At 64.9% G+C, this 19,623-nt stretch carries 16 protein-coding genes; 8 read left to right on the forward strand and 8 right to left on the reverse strand.

Annotated elements, in window-relative coordinates:
- From ACFR99_RS08445 to ACFR99_RS08465, 5 genes are all read right to left on the reverse strand, one after another.
- On the reverse strand, nt 1-829 hold an 829-nt coding region (locus ACFR99_RS08445), incomplete at its 3' end, for a pyridoxal-phosphate dependent enzyme (protein WP_390286278.1).
- Between the two features lies 1 nt (nt 830).
- Nucleotides 831-1,790, reverse strand: a complete 960-nt coding sequence (locus ACFR99_RS08450; protein ID WP_390286280.1) for a succinylglutamate desuccinylase/aspartoacylase family protein — start codon at nt 1,788-1,790, stop codon at nt 831-833.
- A gap of 207 nt (nt 1,791-1,997) precedes the next feature.
- Nucleotides 1,998-2,747, reverse strand: coding sequence for an MIP/aquaporin family protein (locus ACFR99_RS08455; protein ID WP_390286282.1), 750 nt, complete (start codon nt 2,745-2,747; stop codon nt 1,998-2,000).
- A 120-nt stretch (nt 2,748-2,867) separates the two neighbouring features.
- The gene (locus ACFR99_RS08460) at nt 2,868-3,704 is read right to left on the reverse strand and encodes a proline dehydrogenase family protein (RefSeq protein WP_390286284.1); all 837 of its coding nucleotides are present in this window, start codon (nt 3,702-3,704) and stop codon (nt 2,868-2,870) included.
- A 93-nt stretch (nt 3,705-3,797) separates the two neighbouring features.
- Nucleotides 3,798-6,095: an amino acid permease gene (locus tag ACFR99_RS08465; protein ID WP_390286286.1), complete on the reverse strand. Its 2,298-nt coding sequence runs from the start codon at nt 6,093-6,095 to the stop codon at nt 3,798-3,800.
- Nucleotides 6,096-6,365: 270 nt separating this feature from the next.
- Here ACFR99_RS08465 and ACFR99_RS08470 point away from each other — a divergent pair, with 270 nt between their 5' ends.
- From ACFR99_RS08470 to ACFR99_RS08500, 7 genes are all read left to right on the forward strand, one after another.
- Complete coding sequence (locus ACFR99_RS08470) at nt 6,366-7,118, forward strand: Lrp/AsnC family transcriptional regulator (protein WP_390286287.1); 753 nt, start codon at nt 6,366-6,368, stop codon at nt 7,116-7,118.
- Nucleotides 7,119-7,302: 184 nt separating this feature from the next.
- Nucleotides 7,303-8,685 carry an aspartate aminotransferase family protein gene (locus ACFR99_RS08475; RefSeq protein WP_390286289.1) on the forward strand — a complete coding sequence of 461 codons (1,383 nt, stop codon included), beginning with the start codon at nt 7,303-7,305 and terminating at the stop codon, nt 8,683-8,685.
- An 11-nt stretch (nt 8,686-8,696) separates the two neighbouring features.
- Nucleotides 8,697-9,098, forward strand: coding sequence for a Rid family detoxifying hydrolase (locus ACFR99_RS08480; protein ID WP_390286291.1), 402 nt, complete (start codon nt 8,697-8,699; stop codon nt 9,096-9,098).
- A gap of 244 nt (nt 9,099-9,342) precedes the next feature.
- Nucleotides 9,343-10,623, forward strand: a complete 1,281-nt coding sequence (locus tag ACFR99_RS08485; RefSeq protein ID WP_390286293.1) for an amidohydrolase — start codon at nt 9,343-9,345, stop codon at nt 10,621-10,623.
- Nucleotides 10,624-10,712: 89 nt separating this feature from the next.
- Nucleotides 10,713-11,360, forward strand: coding sequence for a hypothetical protein (locus tag ACFR99_RS08490; RefSeq protein WP_390286295.1), 648 nt, complete (start codon nt 10,713-10,715; stop codon nt 11,358-11,360).
- Between the two features lie 427 nt (nt 11,361-11,787).
- Entirely contained in the window at nt 11,788-13,452 is a 1,665-nt protein-coding gene (locus tag ACFR99_RS08495; protein WP_390286297.1) for a BCCT family transporter, read from the forward strand.
- Between the two features lie 151 nt (nt 13,453-13,603).
- Nucleotides 13,604-14,965: an aminotransferase class III-fold pyridoxal phosphate-dependent enzyme gene (locus ACFR99_RS08500; protein WP_390286299.1), complete on the forward strand. Its 1,362-nt coding sequence runs from the start codon at nt 13,604-13,606 to the stop codon at nt 14,963-14,965.
- 114 nt (nt 14,966-15,079) lie between these two features.
- Here the strand turns inward: ACFR99_RS08500 and ilvA are convergent, their stop codons facing one another.
- Together ilvA and ACFR99_RS08510 are read right to left on the reverse strand one after the other, a co-directional pair.
- Nucleotides 15,080-16,330, reverse strand: coding sequence for a threonine ammonia-lyase (gene ilvA, locus ACFR99_RS08505; protein ID WP_390286301.1), 1,251 nt, complete (start codon nt 16,328-16,330; stop codon nt 15,080-15,082).
- A complete protein-coding gene (locus ACFR99_RS08510) occupies nt 16,327-17,637 on the reverse strand; it encodes an amidohydrolase (RefSeq protein ID WP_390286303.1) in 1,311 nt (436 codons plus the stop codon). Before ACFR99_RS08510 ends, ilvA begins: the two co-directional genes overlap by 4 nt.
- 128 nt (nt 17,638-17,765) lie before the next feature.
- On the opposite strand from ACFR99_RS08510, the gene ACFR99_RS08515 reads away from it, so the two are divergent.
- Nucleotides 17,766-18,737, forward strand: a complete 972-nt coding sequence (locus tag ACFR99_RS08515) for an NAD(P)-dependent oxidoreductase (protein WP_390286305.1) — start codon at nt 17,766-17,768, stop codon at nt 18,735-18,737.
- A gap of 138 nt (nt 18,738-18,875) precedes the next feature.
- Here ACFR99_RS08515 and ACFR99_RS08520 read toward each other — a convergent pair whose 3' ends face one another.
- Nucleotides 18,876-19,547: a DUF502 domain-containing protein gene (locus ACFR99_RS08520; protein ID WP_390286307.1), complete on the reverse strand. Its 672-nt coding sequence runs from the start codon at nt 19,545-19,547 to the stop codon at nt 18,876-18,878.
- Nucleotides 19,548-19,623: the final 76 nt, after the last annotated feature.

Below are 19,623 nucleotides of genomic sequence, written 5' to 3' on the forward strand. Positions count from 1 at the left end.
GCGCGTAGCCGGCGGCCTGTGCGCCAAGCAGGCGAGGCATCCCATCGACGATGCCGGCCTCGTTGAGCAGCGAAAAGCCCCGATACGCGCCCAGAAAGAGCGTTCCGTGGCCGATCGGGAGGACGACGGCGTCGGGGACGGTCCAGCCCTGCTGGGCGGCCACCTCGAACGCGAAGGTCATCGTCCCGGCGTAGAAGGCAGGGTTCCAGGCGTGGCTGGCATACCAGCCTTCGCCGGTCTGGTACGGGGCGTCGCTCTCATCGCCGCCGTCGCCCGAACCGCCTTCGACGGCCTCGAGACAGGCCGCTGTAACGTCTTCGCGGGCCCCCTCGATGCGAACCGGGCGAGCATCGGCCCGCTGAATCGCCATCAGCTTGGATTGTTTGACGTCCGCCGGGACGTAGATGTCCGCCTCGAGGCCGGCCCGGGCTGCGTAGGTCGCGATCGACGCGCCGGCGTTACCCGACGAGTCTTCGATGACCTTCTCGACGCCGAGTTCGACGGCCCGCGAGAGCGTCGTCGTCGCACCGCGGTCTTTGAACGAACCCGTCGGGAACACGTACTCGAGTTTGAACTGCGCGTTCCAGTCGGGGGCATCGACCAGCGGCGTAAATCCCTCGTAGAAGGTGACGTGCTGTTCGATCGGGAGGAACTCGAAGAACGTCCACAAGCCCTCGCTGGTGTCGAGGTTGTGCAACGGTAGCGGCTCGCCCTGCGGGTGTGGTCGCTCGGTGAACTCCAGGGCGTGTCCACAGCCACAGCGCCACGGCTCGTCCGGCCCGGCCGCGTAGACGGCACCGCAGTCGGGACAGGTCAGATCGGTGGCCATCTCAGTACTTGCCGATGTCGGTGCCGACCGAGCAGACGTACTCGCCGGTCGCGACCTGCGGGAGCCGGCGCGCGCGCCAGAAGATGCCGCTGCTGTCGGCAGTCACTTCGGCTTTCGATTCGCCGAACGGAGTCGTCACCTCGAAGAGCGTCTCACCGGGGCGGACCCGGTCACCGAGGTCCTTTTCAAGCGTGACCAGTCCGCCTGCGGGCGCGCCGTACTGTTCGAAGCCGCTGGCGCGGGTCTGGGGCTCGAGCGACTGCTCGCCCTCGAGGAAGCCGTAGTACCGCAGGACGTTGAAGACACCCTCGACGCCCTTCTGAATGCTCGCTTCGTCCCAGCCGACGGCCCCGCCGAGTTCGGGGTCGATGGTCGGGACGCCCTCGTCGGGACCCGTTCGGGCGAGCTGGCCGTCCGGCCCCTTCTGATCCAAGACGTAGCCACAGCCGAAGGCCTTCGCCAGTTCGAGACACTGGTCGTGGAGCCGGTGGCGTTTCCCACAGCGCACGCGGACCTCGTCTAACATCTGGCTGGTCGACCCCTGGTGAAGGTCGAGGATCAGATCCGCCCGGGTCGCGGCATCGAAGGTCGCAGCCGCGATCCGCTCGCTCGAGGTCCCGGTTTCGTTGCCCGGGTAGGCGCGGTTCATCTTCGTATCGTCGATCGGGTTGCGGTGTTCGGCGACCTGAAACGCGTGGTAGTTGACGATACCAACGATCAGGATCGTCCCCGAAATCTCGGCGGGATCCAGCCGCGGCACGACGCGTTGGATGACGCCGACGCCGTTGAGTTCGTCGCCGTCACTTGCCGCCTGCATATAGAGTGTGTTCCCCGAGGAGGCTCCGTTTACTACTGCGACGGGCAGTCCAACCGGACTCCCGTCTCTGGTCTCGCCGACCTCGAGACGGCCCGTGTCTATCTCGCCGGGCCCCGCGCTCGCCGTTCCGAGCGTCGTCGTCATATGTCCCAGACGATGAACCCGTTGGCCTTTATACTATCCTTTGTTCTCCACGATTCTATATAGGGGTACGGAGTGAACTGGGCCCCGAGCAACACGGGGGACACAGCGGAGACACGCCGATCCGCTATCTGTCTGAATCGGGCTTCAACTGCGTGTCGAAGACGTGGACCGAGTCGGTCGTATCCCGGGTCGTCTCGAACCGACAGACTACGTCTCCGTCGCCAACTCCTCGAGAACCGAATCGTCATCGGGTTTCGGTTCCTGCTTGCCGATCAGGCTGGGTCTCGGCCACAGGTATCGCCACATGAAACCCGCAGCGACGCCGCCGAACGTCGAGGCGACCATGAACATGACGGCATCGAACGGTTGGATCCCGGCGATCCCGGACGTGAAGACGCGAGCGAGAGCGACCTGCGGGTTGAAAAACGCTGTCGAGGCCGTTCCGATGATCCCCATACCGACGGTAAAGCCGACCGCGAGGCCGATCCACTCACTGTCCTGACGGATCAGCGAGATGATTGCCGATGCGAGCAACATCGTCCCGAGGAACTCGGCCAGCCAGGTGGATGCGGGGCGCTCGACGGCGGAGATCGCGAACACCTCCCACCCGATCGTGCTCACGAAGGTGAGTCCTGCCAAGCCGACGCCGATGAGTCCGCCAAGGAATTGGACCGGAACGTACTGCCGTGCAGTCTTCATGTCCGTATCCCCGGTCACGAGCAGTGCAACGGTGACCGCCGGGTTGAGGTGGGCTCCGCTGATTGGCCCGAGCATCTGGACGAGAACGAACAGCCAGCCGGCCGTCGCCAGGCCGATGAATAACACGCCGATACTCGGTGACGCCTCGAGCATCCCGTCGGCGAGCAACCCCGACGAGACGATGACGAAGACGAGCGTCGCGGAGCCAAAAAACTCCGCGAGACGTTTCTGTGTGCTGGTGAATTGTTCGGTAGACATTACCTAGCGTATGCGTAAGGGGAGTATAGCCACATACCCTAACCGCCCGATGGCGCCACTGTCAGACTTTGCGGACGCCTCTGCATTCGGACGCAGTTATGCGTCTGTCGGGCCCGCGCCTCAACTACTTAGCACGGCCCGCAGCGCGAACCGGAGGTTGTCCGTCCGCTCTGTGACCCGGCGGTAGAAGTAGGATTTCCACCGCTCGCCGTAGGGAACGTACTGCCAGACCTCGTACTCGTCGGCCAGTTCGTACTGCGTATCCTCGCGCACGCCCATGAGCATCTGGATCTCGAAGTCGGTGCCGTATCGCTCGTGGAGCGCCCTCGCGTGTTCGATCATCTCCGGATCGTGACTGCCCACCGCGATGCCGCCGTCGTGGTGTTCGAACGCGTACTCGAGCAGGCTCCGGTACTCCTGATCGACTCGCGCCCCGTCGGTGTAGGCGACGTCGGCCGGCGGCTCGTAGGCGCCCTTGACGAGCCGGACCTTGCCGGGCACGTCCGCGAGCCGTCTGATGTCCGCTCGCGTCCGGCGGAGGTTCGCCTGCACGCAGACTCCGACGCCACCACCCTGCTCGTGGGCGACGGCCTCGAAGGCGTCCAGCGTCGCGTCGGTCGTCGTGTGGTCCTCCATGTCGATCCAGACGAAGACGTCGCGGGCGGCCGCCGTGTCGACGATCCGCGTCAGTTCGGCACGGAAGACGTCCTCGCCGAGATCCAGCCCCAGCTGTGAGGGTTTGACGGAGATGCAGGCCTCGAGTCCCGAACCAGCGATGTCATCGACGAGCCGTCGGTATTCGGCGGCGTCGGCGGCGACGGCGTCGCGATCGTCGTAGTGCTCGCCCAGCAGGTTGACGATCGCCTTGACGTCGTTGTCGTTCAATTGACGGACGTGCTCGAGCGCTTCCGCAGGAGATTCACCCGCGACGAATCGGTCGGCGATCGGCGGGAGCATAGCAAATAGAGTGGTCGCCACGCGTAAGGCTGTTCCTCCGTTTCTCGTACAGCTAGTCGCGTATGCGCCAAGAGACGTGAAGGGGTACGGAGACTATTCGTCTTTTCTGAGACCGAGCAGACGCTCGCGCAGCGTCCGTTTGCGGGCCCGTTCGGCGAGCAATACCGAGCACTCGACGTCGTCGAGGACGTCGAGTACCAGCGAGCCGCGGACGAGCCGCGAGAGCAGTCCCGTCTCGGTCGCGCCGATTACCAGCAGCGTCGCGTCTGTGGCTGCATCGGCGATCGCAGTGTCGACATCGCGGTCGTCGACGATCAGGTCGGCGTCGCTCAGGCCGTTTTCCGCGCCCCACTCCTCGAGGAACTGCTCGCCCTCCTCGCGGGACTCGTCCTCGCCGACGGCGTGCAACAGCGTCACGCGGGAGTCGAACTCGGCGCGGAGCAAGCGGACGACGTCTGCCCCGAGGACCGAATCGGGGCCGCCGGCGGTCGGCAGCAGGATGTGTTCGGGGTCGAACCCGCGATCCTTGAGCACCAGGAAGTCACAGGGGAGGTCGTGGGTCAGTTCGTCGAGGCGTGACTCGGCGCGCCCGTGGGCGGTCGGTCCCCAGCCCATGACGACCTGATCGGCATCGAAGGTGCGCGCGGCGTCGAATATTTCCTTGAACGAGCGGTGTGAGAGCACCGTGTGGGTTTCGACGTCGGCGCCGAACGTCTCGGCGTCCTCTCGCGCCTGCTCGAGTAGCTTCTGCGACTCGGCGTCGATCCGTTCGGTCTGTTCGGCCCCGCGCTCGAGCGGCGTCTGATCGGGCACCTGCACGATGTGGACCGCATGAACCGTGCCGTCGCGCTGTTTTGCGATGGCGCCGGCGAGGGTGATGAGTTCGGTCTCCGTGCGGGGGTTCGCGAGTGGCACCATCACGCGGAAGTCGCCGCCGTCCGTGCCCGTGGCGGCTCTGACGGCGTCGGGTCGAACCGAGTCGGCGGCAGTGACTGCGGCGTCGGGCATCTCCTCGGAACGCTCGAGGATCCAGTTGACGAACACGCCAGCGCTCTCGACGTGCTGGCGTGCGTACAGTAGATACCACGCACCTGCGAAGACGACGAGTCCCGCCGAGAGCAGGATGACGAACGGCTCGATGTACGCGATCAGCGCGAACGACGAGATCGCGCCGATGATCGGGACGAACGGATACAGCGGCACCTCGAAGTCGGGATCGTACTCGGCGGGTTCGGCTTCCCGCATGACGATCAGTGCGATGTTCAACAGGCCGTAGACGATCAGGTGCAACACCGAGCCGGCTGTCGACAGTAACTCGAGGTTTCCAAACAGCAGGAAGCCGATGATGAGCGCGCCGGTTATCAGGATCGATTTGAACGGCGTGCCGAAGCGCTGGTGGATCTCGTTGACCGACGGCGAGATGATCTTCTCGCGCCCCATCGCGAAGTTGATCCGCGACGACGAGAGGATCGACGCGTTCGCGCTCGAGGCCGTCGCCAGCAGCCCGCCGAGCAACAACAGCGCCCAGCCGAGCCTGCCCAGCCCGATACCGAAGACGCTGTACTGGCCGAACAGCAACTCGGCGGCGTCGACGACGGCGGTTTCGTTGTTCGCGACCAGCTCGTTCGGCACCGCTGCCAGCAAGACGACGAGGAACAGCGCGTAGACGATCGTGACGATGACGACCGAGCCGATGACTGCAAGCGGGAGGTTCCGGCCGGGGTCTTTGATCTCTTCGGCGACGGACGTGATCTGGACGAAGCCGAGATAGGAGACGAAAACGATGGCAGTCACCGGAAGCACCTCACTAGTCGTTCCCTCGGGCGCGATCGGCCGCAGCGACTCGAGGTCGGCATTGAGAAGGCCGACGACGGTGAAGAGCCCGAGGATGCCAAGCAGCGTCACCACGATAACGATCTGGAGCCCGCCGGTCTCTTTGGCACCGACGTAGTTGATGGCGATGAACAGCGCCGCGCCGATGAGGCCGATCGTCTGTGCCGCCGAGATCGTCATCGGCCCGAGCGCGAGCGCTGGCGCGCCCACGAGCTGGTTGACGTACTCGCCGAAGCCGTACATATAGAACGCGGAGGCAAACGCCAGCCCGAGCCAGTTGGCCCATCCGCTGATCGAGCCGAACAGAGGGCCGAGTGCGCGATTGACGTAGAAGTAGGCACCACCTGATTTCGGCATCGCCGTCCCCAGCTCCGAGGCCGACAGGGCCGTAAACAGCGCCGTCACGCCGCCGATGACGAAGGTCGCAGCTGCGAGCGGGCCTGCTCGTGCCACGGCCGTCCCCGGGAGCACGAAGATCCCCGCCCCGATCATCGTCCCGATGCCGATCGTGATCGCCGAGAGGAGTCCGAGGTCCTTTGCGAGTTCCTCGTCGCTCATGTGATCTCACCCCGTCGACGTACCCACTCAGTTGGCGACCGTGGCCGACGGATCGCGTTCGATCCCGACCGGATCGGTGGACCGCGTATCCGATGTGGAGCGTTCATTGAGTCGGGATTGTAGCGGAACCGATGATAAATCCCGTGATTATATCATCGAATCCGTATAATCGTGAGGGTATATTGACGTTCCGCAAAAATAATCATATGTCTGACTGGTGGTCGGTCGAGATCGGAACACTGTATGACGACGGATTCGAGACCTCGAGATATGGAGCATCGGCTCGACGAGATCGATCGGCGGATCATCAATGCGCTGATGGACGATGCACGGAACGTCTCGGCACCGACGATCGCTGAAGAAACGAACGTGTCACCTGGCACGATTCGGAATCGGATTGCACGACTGGAAGACCACGGCGTCCTCACTGGCTACCACGCGACCGTCGACTTCGAGCGCGCGGACGGGCGGCTGACGAACCTGTTTATGTGTAACGCGCCGGTCTCCGAGCGAGAAGTGATCGCCCGCCGAACGCAAACCATCTCGGGCGTCATCAACGTCCGCGAACTGATGACCGGCCGTCGGAACCTCCACGTGCTGGCAGTCGGCGAGGACACGGCCGATCTCCGGCGTATCTCCCGTGCGCTGTCGGACCTTGGCGTCGAGATCGAAGACGAGGTCCTCGTCCAAAACGAGGTCTGGCAGCCGTACGCCCCGTACGGCGCCGACGAGAGCGCTCGATGTGAGTCGATTACCGATTTCGTCAGCCTCTCGGGCGAGGCCGAAGTCGCCGAGGTAACCGTCGATCCCGGCGCACCGATCGCCGAGACGACCCTGGAACGTGCCGTCCGGCAGGACGTTCTCGACGACGACGCGCTCGTGATCGCGATCGAGCGCGACGACACCGTCCTGACGCCACACGGCGACACCGAAATCCGGGCCGACGACATCGTCACGGTCTTCTCACGCGACGGTATCGACGACGCGATGCTCGAGGCGTTCCGTAGCACTGGCGACGCGTAATCCCCGCGGACTCGGTTTTCGTCCGACCATTTCTGTTCTGTTGGGCAACAGGAGTTGCAGAGCGGCCGCACACGACGAGTCGCAGAGGACCGGTGAGACGTCGTCATCTGTAATCGGTAACTGTGTATGTTCTATATAGTTACTGTGGACAAATTATTTATGAGTGTTTCACCTTCTCATACGTATGACGGCAGGACCGCCGATCGACGAACTCCACTTCGCGGATGCACCGTCCGTCGATGCCGTTCCGGGACCGAACACGCAAGCGTTACTCGAGAAACAGCGCGAGATCGACAGTAACGCGGTCGCCTATCCGGAGGACATCCCGATCGCCTTCGAGGCGGGCAAGGGTGCGACGGTCCGGGACGCCGACGGGAACACCTACATCGACCTCTTCGCGGGGATCGGCGTGTTGAACGTCGGCCACTCGAATCCCTACGTGCTCGAGGCCGTCCACGAGCAGGCCGACAAGTTCGTTCACACGGTCGATTTCCCGACGGAGGCACGTCTCGAACTGATCGAGAAGTTAGACGAGATCGCACCGGACGGTCTGCAGGGCCAGAACAGGGTCGTCTTCGGGGGTCCGACCGGCAGCGACGCCATCGAAGCCTCGATCAAGCTGGCCAAGTACAACACCGGCGGCGACGGCCTCATCGCCTTCCGCGGGGCCTACCACGGCGCGACGAGCGGCGCGATGAGCGTCACGTCGAACAAGAAGTTCAAGGGCCACTACACGCCCTTGCTCTCTGACGTCGTCCACGCACCCTACCCCGATCCGTTCCGGCAGGACAAGACCCCGGAGGCAGCAGTCGACCACGCACTCGAGGAGGTCCAGGCGATCGTCGAGGACCCCTACGGCGGGCTGGCCAATCCGGCGGGAATCATCGTCGAGCCGATCCAGGGCGAAGGTGGCATCGTCACGCCGCCGGAGGGCTTCCTGCAGGGGCTTCGTGACATCGCCGACGACAACGACGTGGTGCTCGTCTTCGACGAGATCCAGAGCGGCTTCGGTCGCACCGGTCAGTGGTGGGCCAGCGACTGGGAGGGCGTCGCACCGGACGCGATGACCTCCGCGAAGGCCCTCGGTGGTGTGGGCTTCCCGCTGTCGGCGACGATGTACCACGAGGATCTAGACACGTGGGGCTCGGGCGATCACGCCGGCACCTACCGCGGCCACGTCGTCGGGATGCGTGCCGGCACCCGCGCGATCGAATACATCCAGGAACACGACCTGCTCGCCCACGCCCGCGACCTCGGCGAGTACATCCGGGAACGGCTCCGCGAAGCCGCCGACGGGAACAATCGGCTGGCCGACGTCCGCGGCAAGGGGCTGTTCATCGGTGCCGAGTTCGTCGACAGTGACGGAAACCCCGACGGCGACCTCGTCGACGCGATTCAACAGTACTGTTTCGAGCGCGGTGTCCTCGTCTGGACCGCCGGCCGCCACGGCAACGTGCTCCGACTCCTGCCGCCGCTGGTGCTCACCCACGAACTGGCCGAGACCGCACTCGACATCGTCGTCGAAGCGATCGAGGACGTGACCACCGAGGCAAAACAGGCGGCCTGAGATCCGACGTCATGTCCGACATCGCTCCCATCGAAACCGACGACGCACCGAGCAACGACAACCCCTACTCACAGGGCGTCCGCGCCGGCGACACGCTGTACGTCTCCGGCTATGGCCCCGTCGACCCCGAAACGGGCGAGGTCATCGACGGCGACATTCAGGACCAAACCGAGCAGGTCCTCAATAACATCGCCGCGGTCGTCGACGAAGCTGGCGGCGACGGGCTCGCGGACGTCGTCAACGTGACCGTCTACCTGACCGATCTCGCAGACTACGACCGCGTCAACGACGCCTACGGCGCGCGGTTCGGCGCGGACCCGCCGGCACGCGCCTGCGTCGAGGTCTCGCGGCTCCCGGAGGACGTTCGCGTCGAACTGGACGCGACCGCATACCTGGGCGATAGTACCAACTGAACCGATTCACACACCGATCGTACGATGGCTGTGCGATCGGGTGTGCAGTGACGTCAGTGGCCACTATAATCGCAGTCAACGGGTGCCTCGAGTCCCTGCTCGCCGCTCGCTCGTCACCGCCGAGCCGGTCGCCCAAACCGAAACGGAATCCGAACTCGACGGTGACGTTGTCCACCGAACGTCGGAAACAGTATACGATCATTGGCCACGATTAAGTAGCTCCCCGACCTTGTTTCGAGAAACCATGTCATACGAGGTTCGAAACAGGCTCCAGAAACTCCGGCGGGACTTCCATCGGCTTCCCGAACCGGGCTGGCGCGAGTTCCGGACGACCGCCCGGGTGGTCGAGGAACTCGAGCGGGTCGGCGTCGACGAGATCGCCATCGGCCGCGAGGCGCTGGCGACCGACCAGCGCATGGCCGTCCCCGCCGAATCCGAACTCGAGCCGTGGCTCGAGCGCGCTCGCGAAGCAGGGGTTCGATCGGACATTTTAGAGCGGACCGCCGACGGTCACACGGGCGTGATCGGCGTGCTCGAGTGCGGCGACGGGCCGTGTATCGGGCTGCGTGTCGATCTCGACGCGATCTCGATGCGGGAATCCGACGCGGACGACCACCGGCCGGCCGCCGAGGGCTTTCGCTCCGAACACGACGGCTACATGCACGCCTGCGGCCACGACGCCCATCTCGCGATGGCGATCGGGACGCTCGAGGCAGTCAAAGAAAGCGCCTTCACTGGCACGCTGAAGGTGTTCTTCCAGCCCGCCGAGGAAATCTCCGGCGGCGGGAAAGCGATGGCCGAGAGCGGCTATCTCGACGACGTCGACTACCTGCTGGCGCTCCACGTCGGGCTCGATCATCCGACCGGTGAGATCGTCGCGGGAATCGAGAAGCCGCTGGCGATGGCTCACCTGACTGCGACGTTCGAGGGGGCGAGTGCTCACGCGGGCAAGTCCCCAAACGAGGGAGCCAACGCCATGCAGGCGGCGGCGACGGCGATCCAGAACGCCTACGGTATCTCTCGCCACGCCGACGGGATGACCCGGATCAACGTCGGCCGTATCGAGGGCGGCACCGCGAGCAACGTCATCGCCGAGGAGGTTACGATCGAGGCCGAGGTCCGCGGCGAGACGACCGCTCTGATGGAATATACGCGCACGGAACTCGAGCGGGTCCTCTATGCGGCCGCCGAGATGCACGACTGCGATGTCACGCCGCGGGTGATCAGCGAATCGCCACGCGTCGACAGTCATCCCGCCCTCCGCGACCTCGTCGGCAACGTCGCGTGGGAGGTCGACGGCGTCGAGCGCGTGCTCCCGACCGAGGAGTTCGGCGTCAGCGAAGACGTGACCTATCTCATGCAGCGCGTGCAGGACAACGGCGGGCTCGCCTCGTACGTCCTCATCGGCACCGACCACCCGACGAGTCACCACACGCCGACGTTCGACATCGACGAGGAGAGCCTCGAGATCGGGGTGGCGCTGCTGTCGGAGACGGCCGTCGAACTCTCCCGGCGGCGGCCATAGCGCGTGCGATCGGCTTCAGACGCTGTTCGGTTGTCAGTCACGTTCGATCGATGGGAAACGTTAATCCGCGCGGTCTCTGTGTATCTCCTATGAGCCAGGACGACGTGCCGGAGTCGCTGCAGGCGGCAGCGGACTCGGACCGCCCGCGCGGAATCTTGACCCCCTCCGACCGCGATTTCCTGCTCGGCCGGAAGACCGACTACACCGACCACTCGAAGAAACAGAAGCGAAACCGGATCCGACGCCGGGTCCGCAACGCGATTCTCGATTTCAGTATCCTCTTCGAGTACATGGAAGAACGCGACCGGGAGACGGTTTTCGACCCTGACGACGAGGACCGCGATGCCTACACCCAGGGAATCACCGACATGCTCGCCTTCCTGCATCTTGGGACGATGGGCTATCACACCCCGTTCAAGGACATGCTTTCTGAGGGCGTCGGCAAGGCCGAACAGCGCCTGGCCGGCTCGAACTACCGGATGGTCAACGTCGAGTTCAACGTCGAACCGGTCGGCCAGATCGACGTCGACGCGGTCGTCGACAAACTCGAGCACGAGGAGTTCGCCCAGCTCACCGACGAGGAACTGCGCGCGTTCGTGCGCCTCCTGACGATGTCCGACGCCTTCTCGCCGGCGGACACCCGCGAGGAGATCAAAGACAGCGTCGACGAGTTCGCCGAGCGCGTGGCCGAAAGCGCTGCGGCCCGCGAGCGCACGCTCGAGGAACTGACGAACTGACACGCTTGTCGTCGTCGCGCTGACGGCCGTCCGACTATTGCGACAATCTGCCTGCACGACTGTCGGCTGGCGAACTGATACGGTCTGCTGTCACGATGTACCGGTGCACCAGCAGGACGGGTCGCGGGTGCACCGGAAATGACTGACAGCAGTCCGTATGACTCGTGTCGATGCGTATGTTCCGATAGCAGCGTTGCTTCGTCTGCTGTGCGTCGAGTGCCGATCATCTGAGCACGGCAGCCACTGCTGTGGTATCCCCACGGCCGAACGCACAATAAACACAATCTGTGGATAGTTTGGCGGCGTGAGAAACACTTATTGTATACGCCGTCAATGGTCACGGTATGGCATCGCACGGCACGGCGAACGGCCGGTTGATTCACAGCCAACCAGCACGCTGTCAGCCGATTGTGGGGGGTGAGAGAGGATGAGTGACGCTGAGAAAGGGACCGTCGAGCAGTTCCGCGAGGAGATCGATCCGACGGTGTTCCTGTTCGGGGCGCTGTTGACCGTCGGCGTGATCGTGGCGTTTTTCATCAGCCCGAGCACCGTCGAGAACGGAATCTCGTCGCTGAACGATCAGATGCTCGGCGCGTTCAACTGGGCGCTGCTGTTGATCGTGTTCCTGATCGTCGTCTTCCTGTTGTTCCTGATCGTCGGGCCGTGGGGCCGAATCAAGATGGGGGACGAGGATCCGGAGTACAGCTTCCTGTCGTTTTTCGCGATGCTGTACTCCGCTGGGTTCGCGGCGGGCGTCGTGTTCTGGGGACCGACCGAGGCACTGTTCTATTACGATAGCCCCTCGCCGCTGTTCGGCGGCGTCGAGGGCGGATCGGCCGCAGCGATGACAGTCGCCGTCCAGCAGACGCTGTTCCACTGGGCGCTGCCCCAACTCGCCGTGTTTACCATCATGGGAATCGCGATCGGCTACTTCGCGTACAACTACGAGAACGTCCCGCTGCGGGTGTCGTCGGCGCTGACGCCGATCATCGGTGCCGAGAACTTGGACGGGCCGTTCGCGAAGGTCGTCGACATCCTCGCCGTCTTCGCGACGATCGGGGGCGTGGCGACCTCGCTCGGTTTCATCGGCAGCCAGTTCATCACCGGACTGGACTATCAGTGGGGCATCAGCATGGGGAACATTGGTATCCTCCTCGTGGTGACGTTTATGACGTTGCTGTTTACGACCTCGATGGTGCTGGGGGTCGACAAGGGGATCCGCCGACTCTCGAATTTCAACATGATCCTCTTCGTCGTCCTCATGATGGCGACGTTCATCGTCGGCCCGACGCTGTTCCTGATCCTGCTCGGCACGCAGGCGTTCAGCGGGATGGTCACGGACTTCGTCTCGATGAGCCTCTTTACCGGCGCCGGTGCATTCGGTGCAGGGAATCCGGAAGCCACGGAGTGGATGAACGCCTGGACCGTCTTCTACTGGGCGTGGGCGCTCTCGTGGTCGCCGTTCGCGGGCCTGTTCATCGCCCGCATCTCCAAGGGACGGACGGTCCGTGAGGTCGCGTTTACCGGGATCGTCGCGACGTCCGCGGCGACCATCCCGTGGTTCACGTTCATCGGCGGTACCTCCGTCTGGGCACAGCACAACGGCGTTGCCGACTTCAGCGCAGTGATGGCTGGCGAGGCTGGCGCGGAGATCTCCGGGTTCATCCTCTTCGAGACGTTCCCCATGGGGTCGCTCTTCATGCTGGCCTTTATGATCCTCGTGACGACGTTCTTCGTCACCTCGGCGGACTCCTCGACGCTGGCCGTCTCGATGATGACCACCGGTGGCAAGGCGCGTCCGTCGACGATCAACCGGATCTTCTGGGGCGTCGTCCTCGGGATGACCGCCGCGATCCTGATGATCCTCGGCGGGACGGGGAGCGCGAACACGCTCCAGCAGGCAGCGATCATCACTGGGACGCCCTTCGCCTTCGTCTGCTTCCTCTCGATGCTCGCGCTGATCAAGGACTTCGGCTCGGAGTACGGCCGCGTGCTGCTGCAAGACGAAACCGTGCTCGTCGGCTCGAGTAGGCAAACCGAATCCGAGTCTCCGGCCGGCCCCGGTGGACCCGTCGAATCGGACGACGACTGAGACGGTCGTCGCCCGCGATCGAACTGGCCGCCGACCCATGTCGGCCGTCATGCTTACCCTGTTTTCTGCGGTCAGAAAACCGACCACGCCGCCCCGTTCCCCTCGCTAACCCATAACAAGTTTTAATGTATGTGGTACACATAAATTGTGTATGGATAGGGACACGGCGGAACCCGACGCTGACGCGCTTCCGGGTCCGAACGCCCAGCAGTGGGTGAACTTCCACCAGCAGTACTCCGCGCCGAGCGAGTACTCACACGAGTTCGTCTGGGACGTGACCCAGGAGGCCGACGGGCCGTTCGTCACCGACGTCGACGGCAACGTCTTGCTTGATTTCACCTGCCACATCGGCGCGGCACCGCTCGGCTACAACAACGAGAAGATCCTCGGGAAGGTCCGCGAGTTCGACCTCGTCGAACCGCTGAAGATCGCTGGGCAGGACATGTACTTCGGTGCCGGTCCAACTCCCGAGGAGTCGGCGGTGCCGGGCTCGAGCCACCTCATGGAGAAACTCATCGACGTCTCGAGTCAGTACGGCATGGACACAGTCTTCCTGTCGAACTCCGGTGCGGAGGCCATGGAGAACGCGATGAAGATCACGAACGACTTCCGCGCGCCCGCGAAGTACGGCGTTGCCTTCTCGGGGAGTTTCCACGGCCGCACCCTCGGAACGCTGTCGATCACGAAGTCCAAGTCGGTCTACACGCGCCACTACCCCCAGATCGACGGCATCGAGACGGTGCCGTTCTGTGCCGATCGCGGCTGTGACGCCGACAGCTGCGACTGTGGATTTTTCACGGGCAGCGACTCACAGCTCCGGGGCATGCTCGCACCCGAAGGCGGTCACATCGATCCCGACGAGATCGCCTTCCTCACACTCGAGCCGATCCAGGGCGTCGGTGGCTACCGGTTCCCCAGTGAGGCGTTCATGGGGGAAGTCGCCGACGTCACCGACGAGTACGATATCCCGCTGGTCGTCGACGAGATTCAGGCCGGGATCGGCCGCACCGGCGAGATCTGGGCCTCTGACCACTACCCGATCGAACCGGACGTCATCGCCAGCGCGAAGGCCCTGCGCGTCGGCGCGACGATCTCCCGCTCCGAGGTCTTCCCCGACCAGAAGAACCGGCTCGGATCGACGTTCGGCGGCGGGGACCTGCTGGGCTCGATGATGGGTGCCTTTACGCTCGAGGCCATCGAGGAACACGACCTGCTCGACAACGCGACACGGCGGGGCGAGCAAGCCAAAGAACGCCTGCGCGACGACGCACCCGACTCCGTCGTGGACGTCCGCGGCAAGGGGCTGATGCTCGCCGTCGAGTTCGACACGGCCGAGCGCCGGAACGCGGTGGTCGAGGCCGCCCTCGAGCGGGGCCTGCTGACGCTTGGGTGTGGCAAGAAAACGATCCGGCTGCTCCCGCCGCTCGACTCGACGGAACGCGAGATCGAGCTAGGGATCGGGATTTTCTGCGAGGCGATCGAGGCCGTCAGTCCGAGTGCGACGGTAGCCTGACTGGCGGCGAGCACGGCTGTTCGATTTTCGTTTTCCTGGCTGGCTCGAGGACCGGTGTCGATCACTCCGTCCCAGTCCAATAAACGGATTCTGTTGAGGGCACTGTGTGGCCGCTTACTCGACCGACCGCTCGATGATCGACACGCCCTCGAGTCCCGCCAGTGCGTCGAGTACGCCCGTGAGATGCTCCGGGCCACTCCCCTCGAGGCCGATCGTCACGGGCGTCCGGTTCGGCTCGTCGACGCCGGTTCGACGCGCGCGCTCGAACACGTCCAGTTCAGCACCCCGTGATTCCACGGTCTCGACCACGTCGCCAACGGTCGCCGGCCACCCTTCGAGCGCCAGCCGGGCCTCGGCGTAGCGCTCGAGTTCGCACAATCCCGTCCGCGTGAGTTCGGCGTGATCGGTGAGATTCACGTTCCCACCGGAGATCACGACGCCGACGTGCTCTCCCTCGAGGTCGACGTCATCGGAAAGCGCAGCCGCCAGCGGCGTGGCTCCGGCGCTTTCGGCGATGGTCTTCGCGCGTTCGGCCAGCAGGGTCACCGCGGCGGCGATCTCCCGATCGCTCACGCTCACCACGTCGTCGACGACCTCGTGGGCGATCGCGAAGGTCGTCTCGAGCATGCGCGTGTCGGCGATCCCCTCCGCAACGGTGTCGACGGCGGGGAGTTCGCGGATCTCGCCGGCCTCGAGCGATGGCTTCGCGTGGGCGGCCCCTTCGGGCTGGACCCCGATAACCCGGGTCTCGCTATCGGCGGCGTTCAGGACTGTTCCGATCCCCGAAATCAGCCCGCCGCCGCCGATCGCGACCAGCACGGTGTCTATTTCGGGGAACTGCTCACACAGTTCGAGCCCGATCGTCCCTTGCCCGGCGACGATCGCCGCGTCGTCGAAAGGATGGACGAACGTCTCGCCAGTCTCCGCGGCGCGCTCCGTGGCGTATTCGTAGGAGCGCTCGTAGATGTCGCCCTCGACGATGACCTCGGCCCCGTAGCCGCGGGTCGCCTCGATCTTCGCCGCGGGGGTGACCTCCGGGACGACGATCGTCGTGTCGATATCGAGCAGGTCGCCGGCCAGCGCCACGCCCTGGGCGTGGTTGCCCGCGCTCGAGGCGATAACTCCAGCCTCGCGTTCTGCGTCCGAGAGCTGGGCCATCTTGTTGTAGGCCCCGCGGATCTTGAACGACCCCGTCCGCTGGATGTTCTCGAGTTTGAGCCCGACCGCGGCCGCACCGCTCATCTCGGCGAACGTCCGTGAGGTATCGAGTGGGGTTCGGTGGACCACGTCCGCGATGCGTGCCTGGGCGTCCTCGACATCTGCGAGGGTGATGCGGGGCTCATCCGGGTCGCTGCCCTCGGTCATTCGTCACTCCCATCCGCCGCCGTCCGCGCGACCGGGTGTCGGTGCTCGAGTTCGCGGATGGTCTCGACGAGCACGTCGACGCCGTGCTTGAGGCTGCGCTCGTCGACGTCGAAGGTGGGCGTGTGGTGGCTCGTCGGGTGGTCGGTGCCGACGATCAGATACGTGGCCAGCCCGCCGTCGTCCTGAACGCGCTCCATCAGGAAGGTCGCGTCCTCGCTCGCACCGAAGTCGGCGGCCGGCAGCACGCGTTCGATCCCCGCGACGCCGCCGGCGACCTCGCTTACGAGCGACTGCAGCTCGGGGTCGCTGTCGGCACGGGGTGACTCGCTGACGATCTCCACGTCGGCCCGGCAGCCGTGCATGTTGGCGGCCGATTTCACCGTGCGCTCGAGGCGGCGTTTCATGAACTCCATCAGTTCGGTCGTCTCGCCGCGGGCTTCGGCCTCCATGTGGGCGTGCTCGGCGATGACGTTGCTCGCGGTGCCGGCCTCCGCTTTCCCGATGTTCACGCGGGTCATCCCGTCGGCGTGGCGGGGGATGCCGTAGGCGTTCTCGATCGCCGTTCCCATCGCGTGCATGGCGTTGGCTCCCTCGTTGGGTGCTTTGCCCGCGTGGGCGGACGCTCCCTCGATCGTCGCGTCGACGTGGCACATCGCAAGCGGCTTCTCGATTCCCGCCACCACTTCGCCGGTCGGGTGATCGAGGCCGACGTGGATCGCGAGCAGGTAGTCCAGCCCGTCCGCGAACTCGCTTTTGGCCATCGGACAACCGCCGCCGCCGGTTTCCTCGGCGGGCTGGAAGAAGACGACCAAGCGTCCCGAAAAGTCACTCTCGGCGATCGCCTCGAGGGCGGCCAGCCCCCACGTCATGTGGGCGTCGTGGCCGCAGGCGTGCATCGTGCCCGCTATTTCCGAGCGAAAGCCCTCGGCCGCGGGGTCGTGCTCCGGACTGGTCGATTCCTCGATGAACAGCGCGTCGATGTCGACGCGCAGCCCGATCGCCGGCCCGTCGCCGCGCTCGAGCACAGCGACCGCGCCGGTGGTGCCGCCGGCCATCCGCTCGAGCAGATCCTCGTCGGCGCCGCGCTTGCGGGCGCGTTCGAGCCACGGCTCGAGGTCGTCGTCGGGGACGGCCATCCGGTCTGCGGGGTCGTAGGCGTCGGGGCCGACGGCGAGTTCGTCGACGCCGATCGCACGGATCTCGTCGACGAGCCGGGCAGTGGTGTAGAACTCGCGCCACGCGGGTTCGGGGTGACGGTGGAGACGCCGTCGCAGAGACACGAGGCGATCCCGTACTGGTTCGTGCATGTGTGTCGGTGACGTGGTCAATCCCCTTAACTATACACAGTTGTCGTTGACGACGGGTACACAAAAAGGATAAGTCAACTGCTGACAATCGTCGCACAACGCGTCGTTGTGGCGCGAAAACGATCCATATGCACACGAATCCAGATATCGTCGTTCTGCGAGAGGGGACGGAAGGGCTGTCGATGACGTCGTACGCCGACACGCTGCGCGAGCGGCTGCCGGATCACACCGTCGCGCTCGCGCGGACGCCGAAAGAAGAGCGCGAACTGGTCCCGCAGGCGCGGGTCGCGACCGGCATCACGATCGAGGCAGACCTCCTCGAGGGTGCCGACCGGCTCGAACTCTTCGCATGTACCTTCGCCGGCACCGACCACGTGCCAATGGACGCGCTGGCCGGCCACGACGTCGCCGTCACGAACGCCGGCGGCATCCACGCCCCCGGTATCGCCGAGCAGACGATCGGCAACATGCTCGTCTTCGCGCGGCGGCTCCACGAAGGGTGGCGACGTAAGCAACACGGCGAGTGGCGCCACTTCCAGTCCTCGGAGTTCACCGACAGCACTGTCACGATCGTCGGTCTCGGCTCGATCGGTCAGGAAGTCGTCAAACGCCTCGAGGGGTTCGAGGTCGAGACGATCGGCATCCGGTACACGCCCGAGAAAGGCGGCCCGACCGACGAGGTACTCGGCTTCGACGAGGACGATATCCACGAGGCGTTTGCCCGTAGCGACTACGTCGTCCTCGCCTGTCCGCTGAACGACCTGACCCGCGGGCTCGTCGGCGAAGAAGAGTTAGCGACGCTTCCTCCGAACGCGGTCGTCGTCAACGCGGCCCGCGGCGGCATCGTCGACACCGACGCGCTCGTCTCGGCCCTGCAGTTCAACGGCATCCGCGGGGCCGCCCTGGACGTGACCGATCCCGAACCACTGCCGAACGATCACCCGCTCTGGGACCTCGAGAACTGTCTCATTACTCCACACACCGGCGGCCACACCCCGAAACACTGGGAGCGGCTGGCCGACATCGTCGCGAACAACGTCGAGGCGCTCGTGACCGGGGGCGACCTCGAGAACGCCGTCTTGCAGCCCGACTCGAGCTGAGACGGTTTCCTGTCACTGGGTACCGGTGGGACCGCAGGGCGGTCGCGGCCGGCCGGCACCCACTGACAGGAAACCGTCTGAGCGATGGCGAAACGCGCCGCTGCGCTCGTGTCATGGCTGTACTGTCCACGCCCGCGCTCAGTCGTCGTCTGCCGTCCGGTCGGCTGATTCGGCGTCGGACTCGAGCGACTGATCGGCCACCTGTGGATGCTTCGACGCGCCGAACCCGCCGCTTAAGACTCGCGCGAGTACCTCTTCGACGCGTTCGTCCGTTTCGGTGATGCGATCGTCCTCGGCTTCGACGACGAACCCGGAGGAGATGTTCGGTGCCGTCGGGACGAACAGCACCGTTCGGCCGTCGCTGGTGGTGTGGCCGGTCTTGAACGCCGGCATCTCCGTGCCGTCCCAGCTCTCGACTCTGACGGGTTCCTGGAGGGCCTGTTCCTCGCCGATCGTGGTTTCGGCGGCGATCTTCGACGCGTTATAGACGACGCGCAGCCCCGGCAGGCGGTTCGCGACGGCGTCGACGCTTCGCGCGAAGAGGTCACCGACCGTCGTCCGGGTCAGGGTTCCGACCGCGACCGTCACCAGCAGAAAGACGGACAGCGAGAGCCCGAGTCGGAGGACGTGGGCGACGAGCGAGCGGCTCGGTTCGTGAGCGATAACGCCCTGCAGAGTCTGTGCACCGACCATGGACGTCGGCGTGAGTCCCGCGACGATCGCGTAGACTCGATAGACGACGTACAGCGTGACGAGTATCGGCCCGATGAGGATTAGCCCGCTCGCGAAGACACGCTTCCACGACGCCATTATGCGATCATACAACCCATAGGACATGAGCCCTTTCCTTTCTCGACGGCCACCGGTCTGCTCTCCGGAAACGTCC

Origin of the sequence: Haloarchaeobius amylolyticus (assembly GCF_042678045.1) — an archaeon.
GTDB lineage: Archaea > Halobacteriota > Halobacteria > Halobacteriales > Natrialbaceae > Natrinema > Natrinema amylolyticus_A.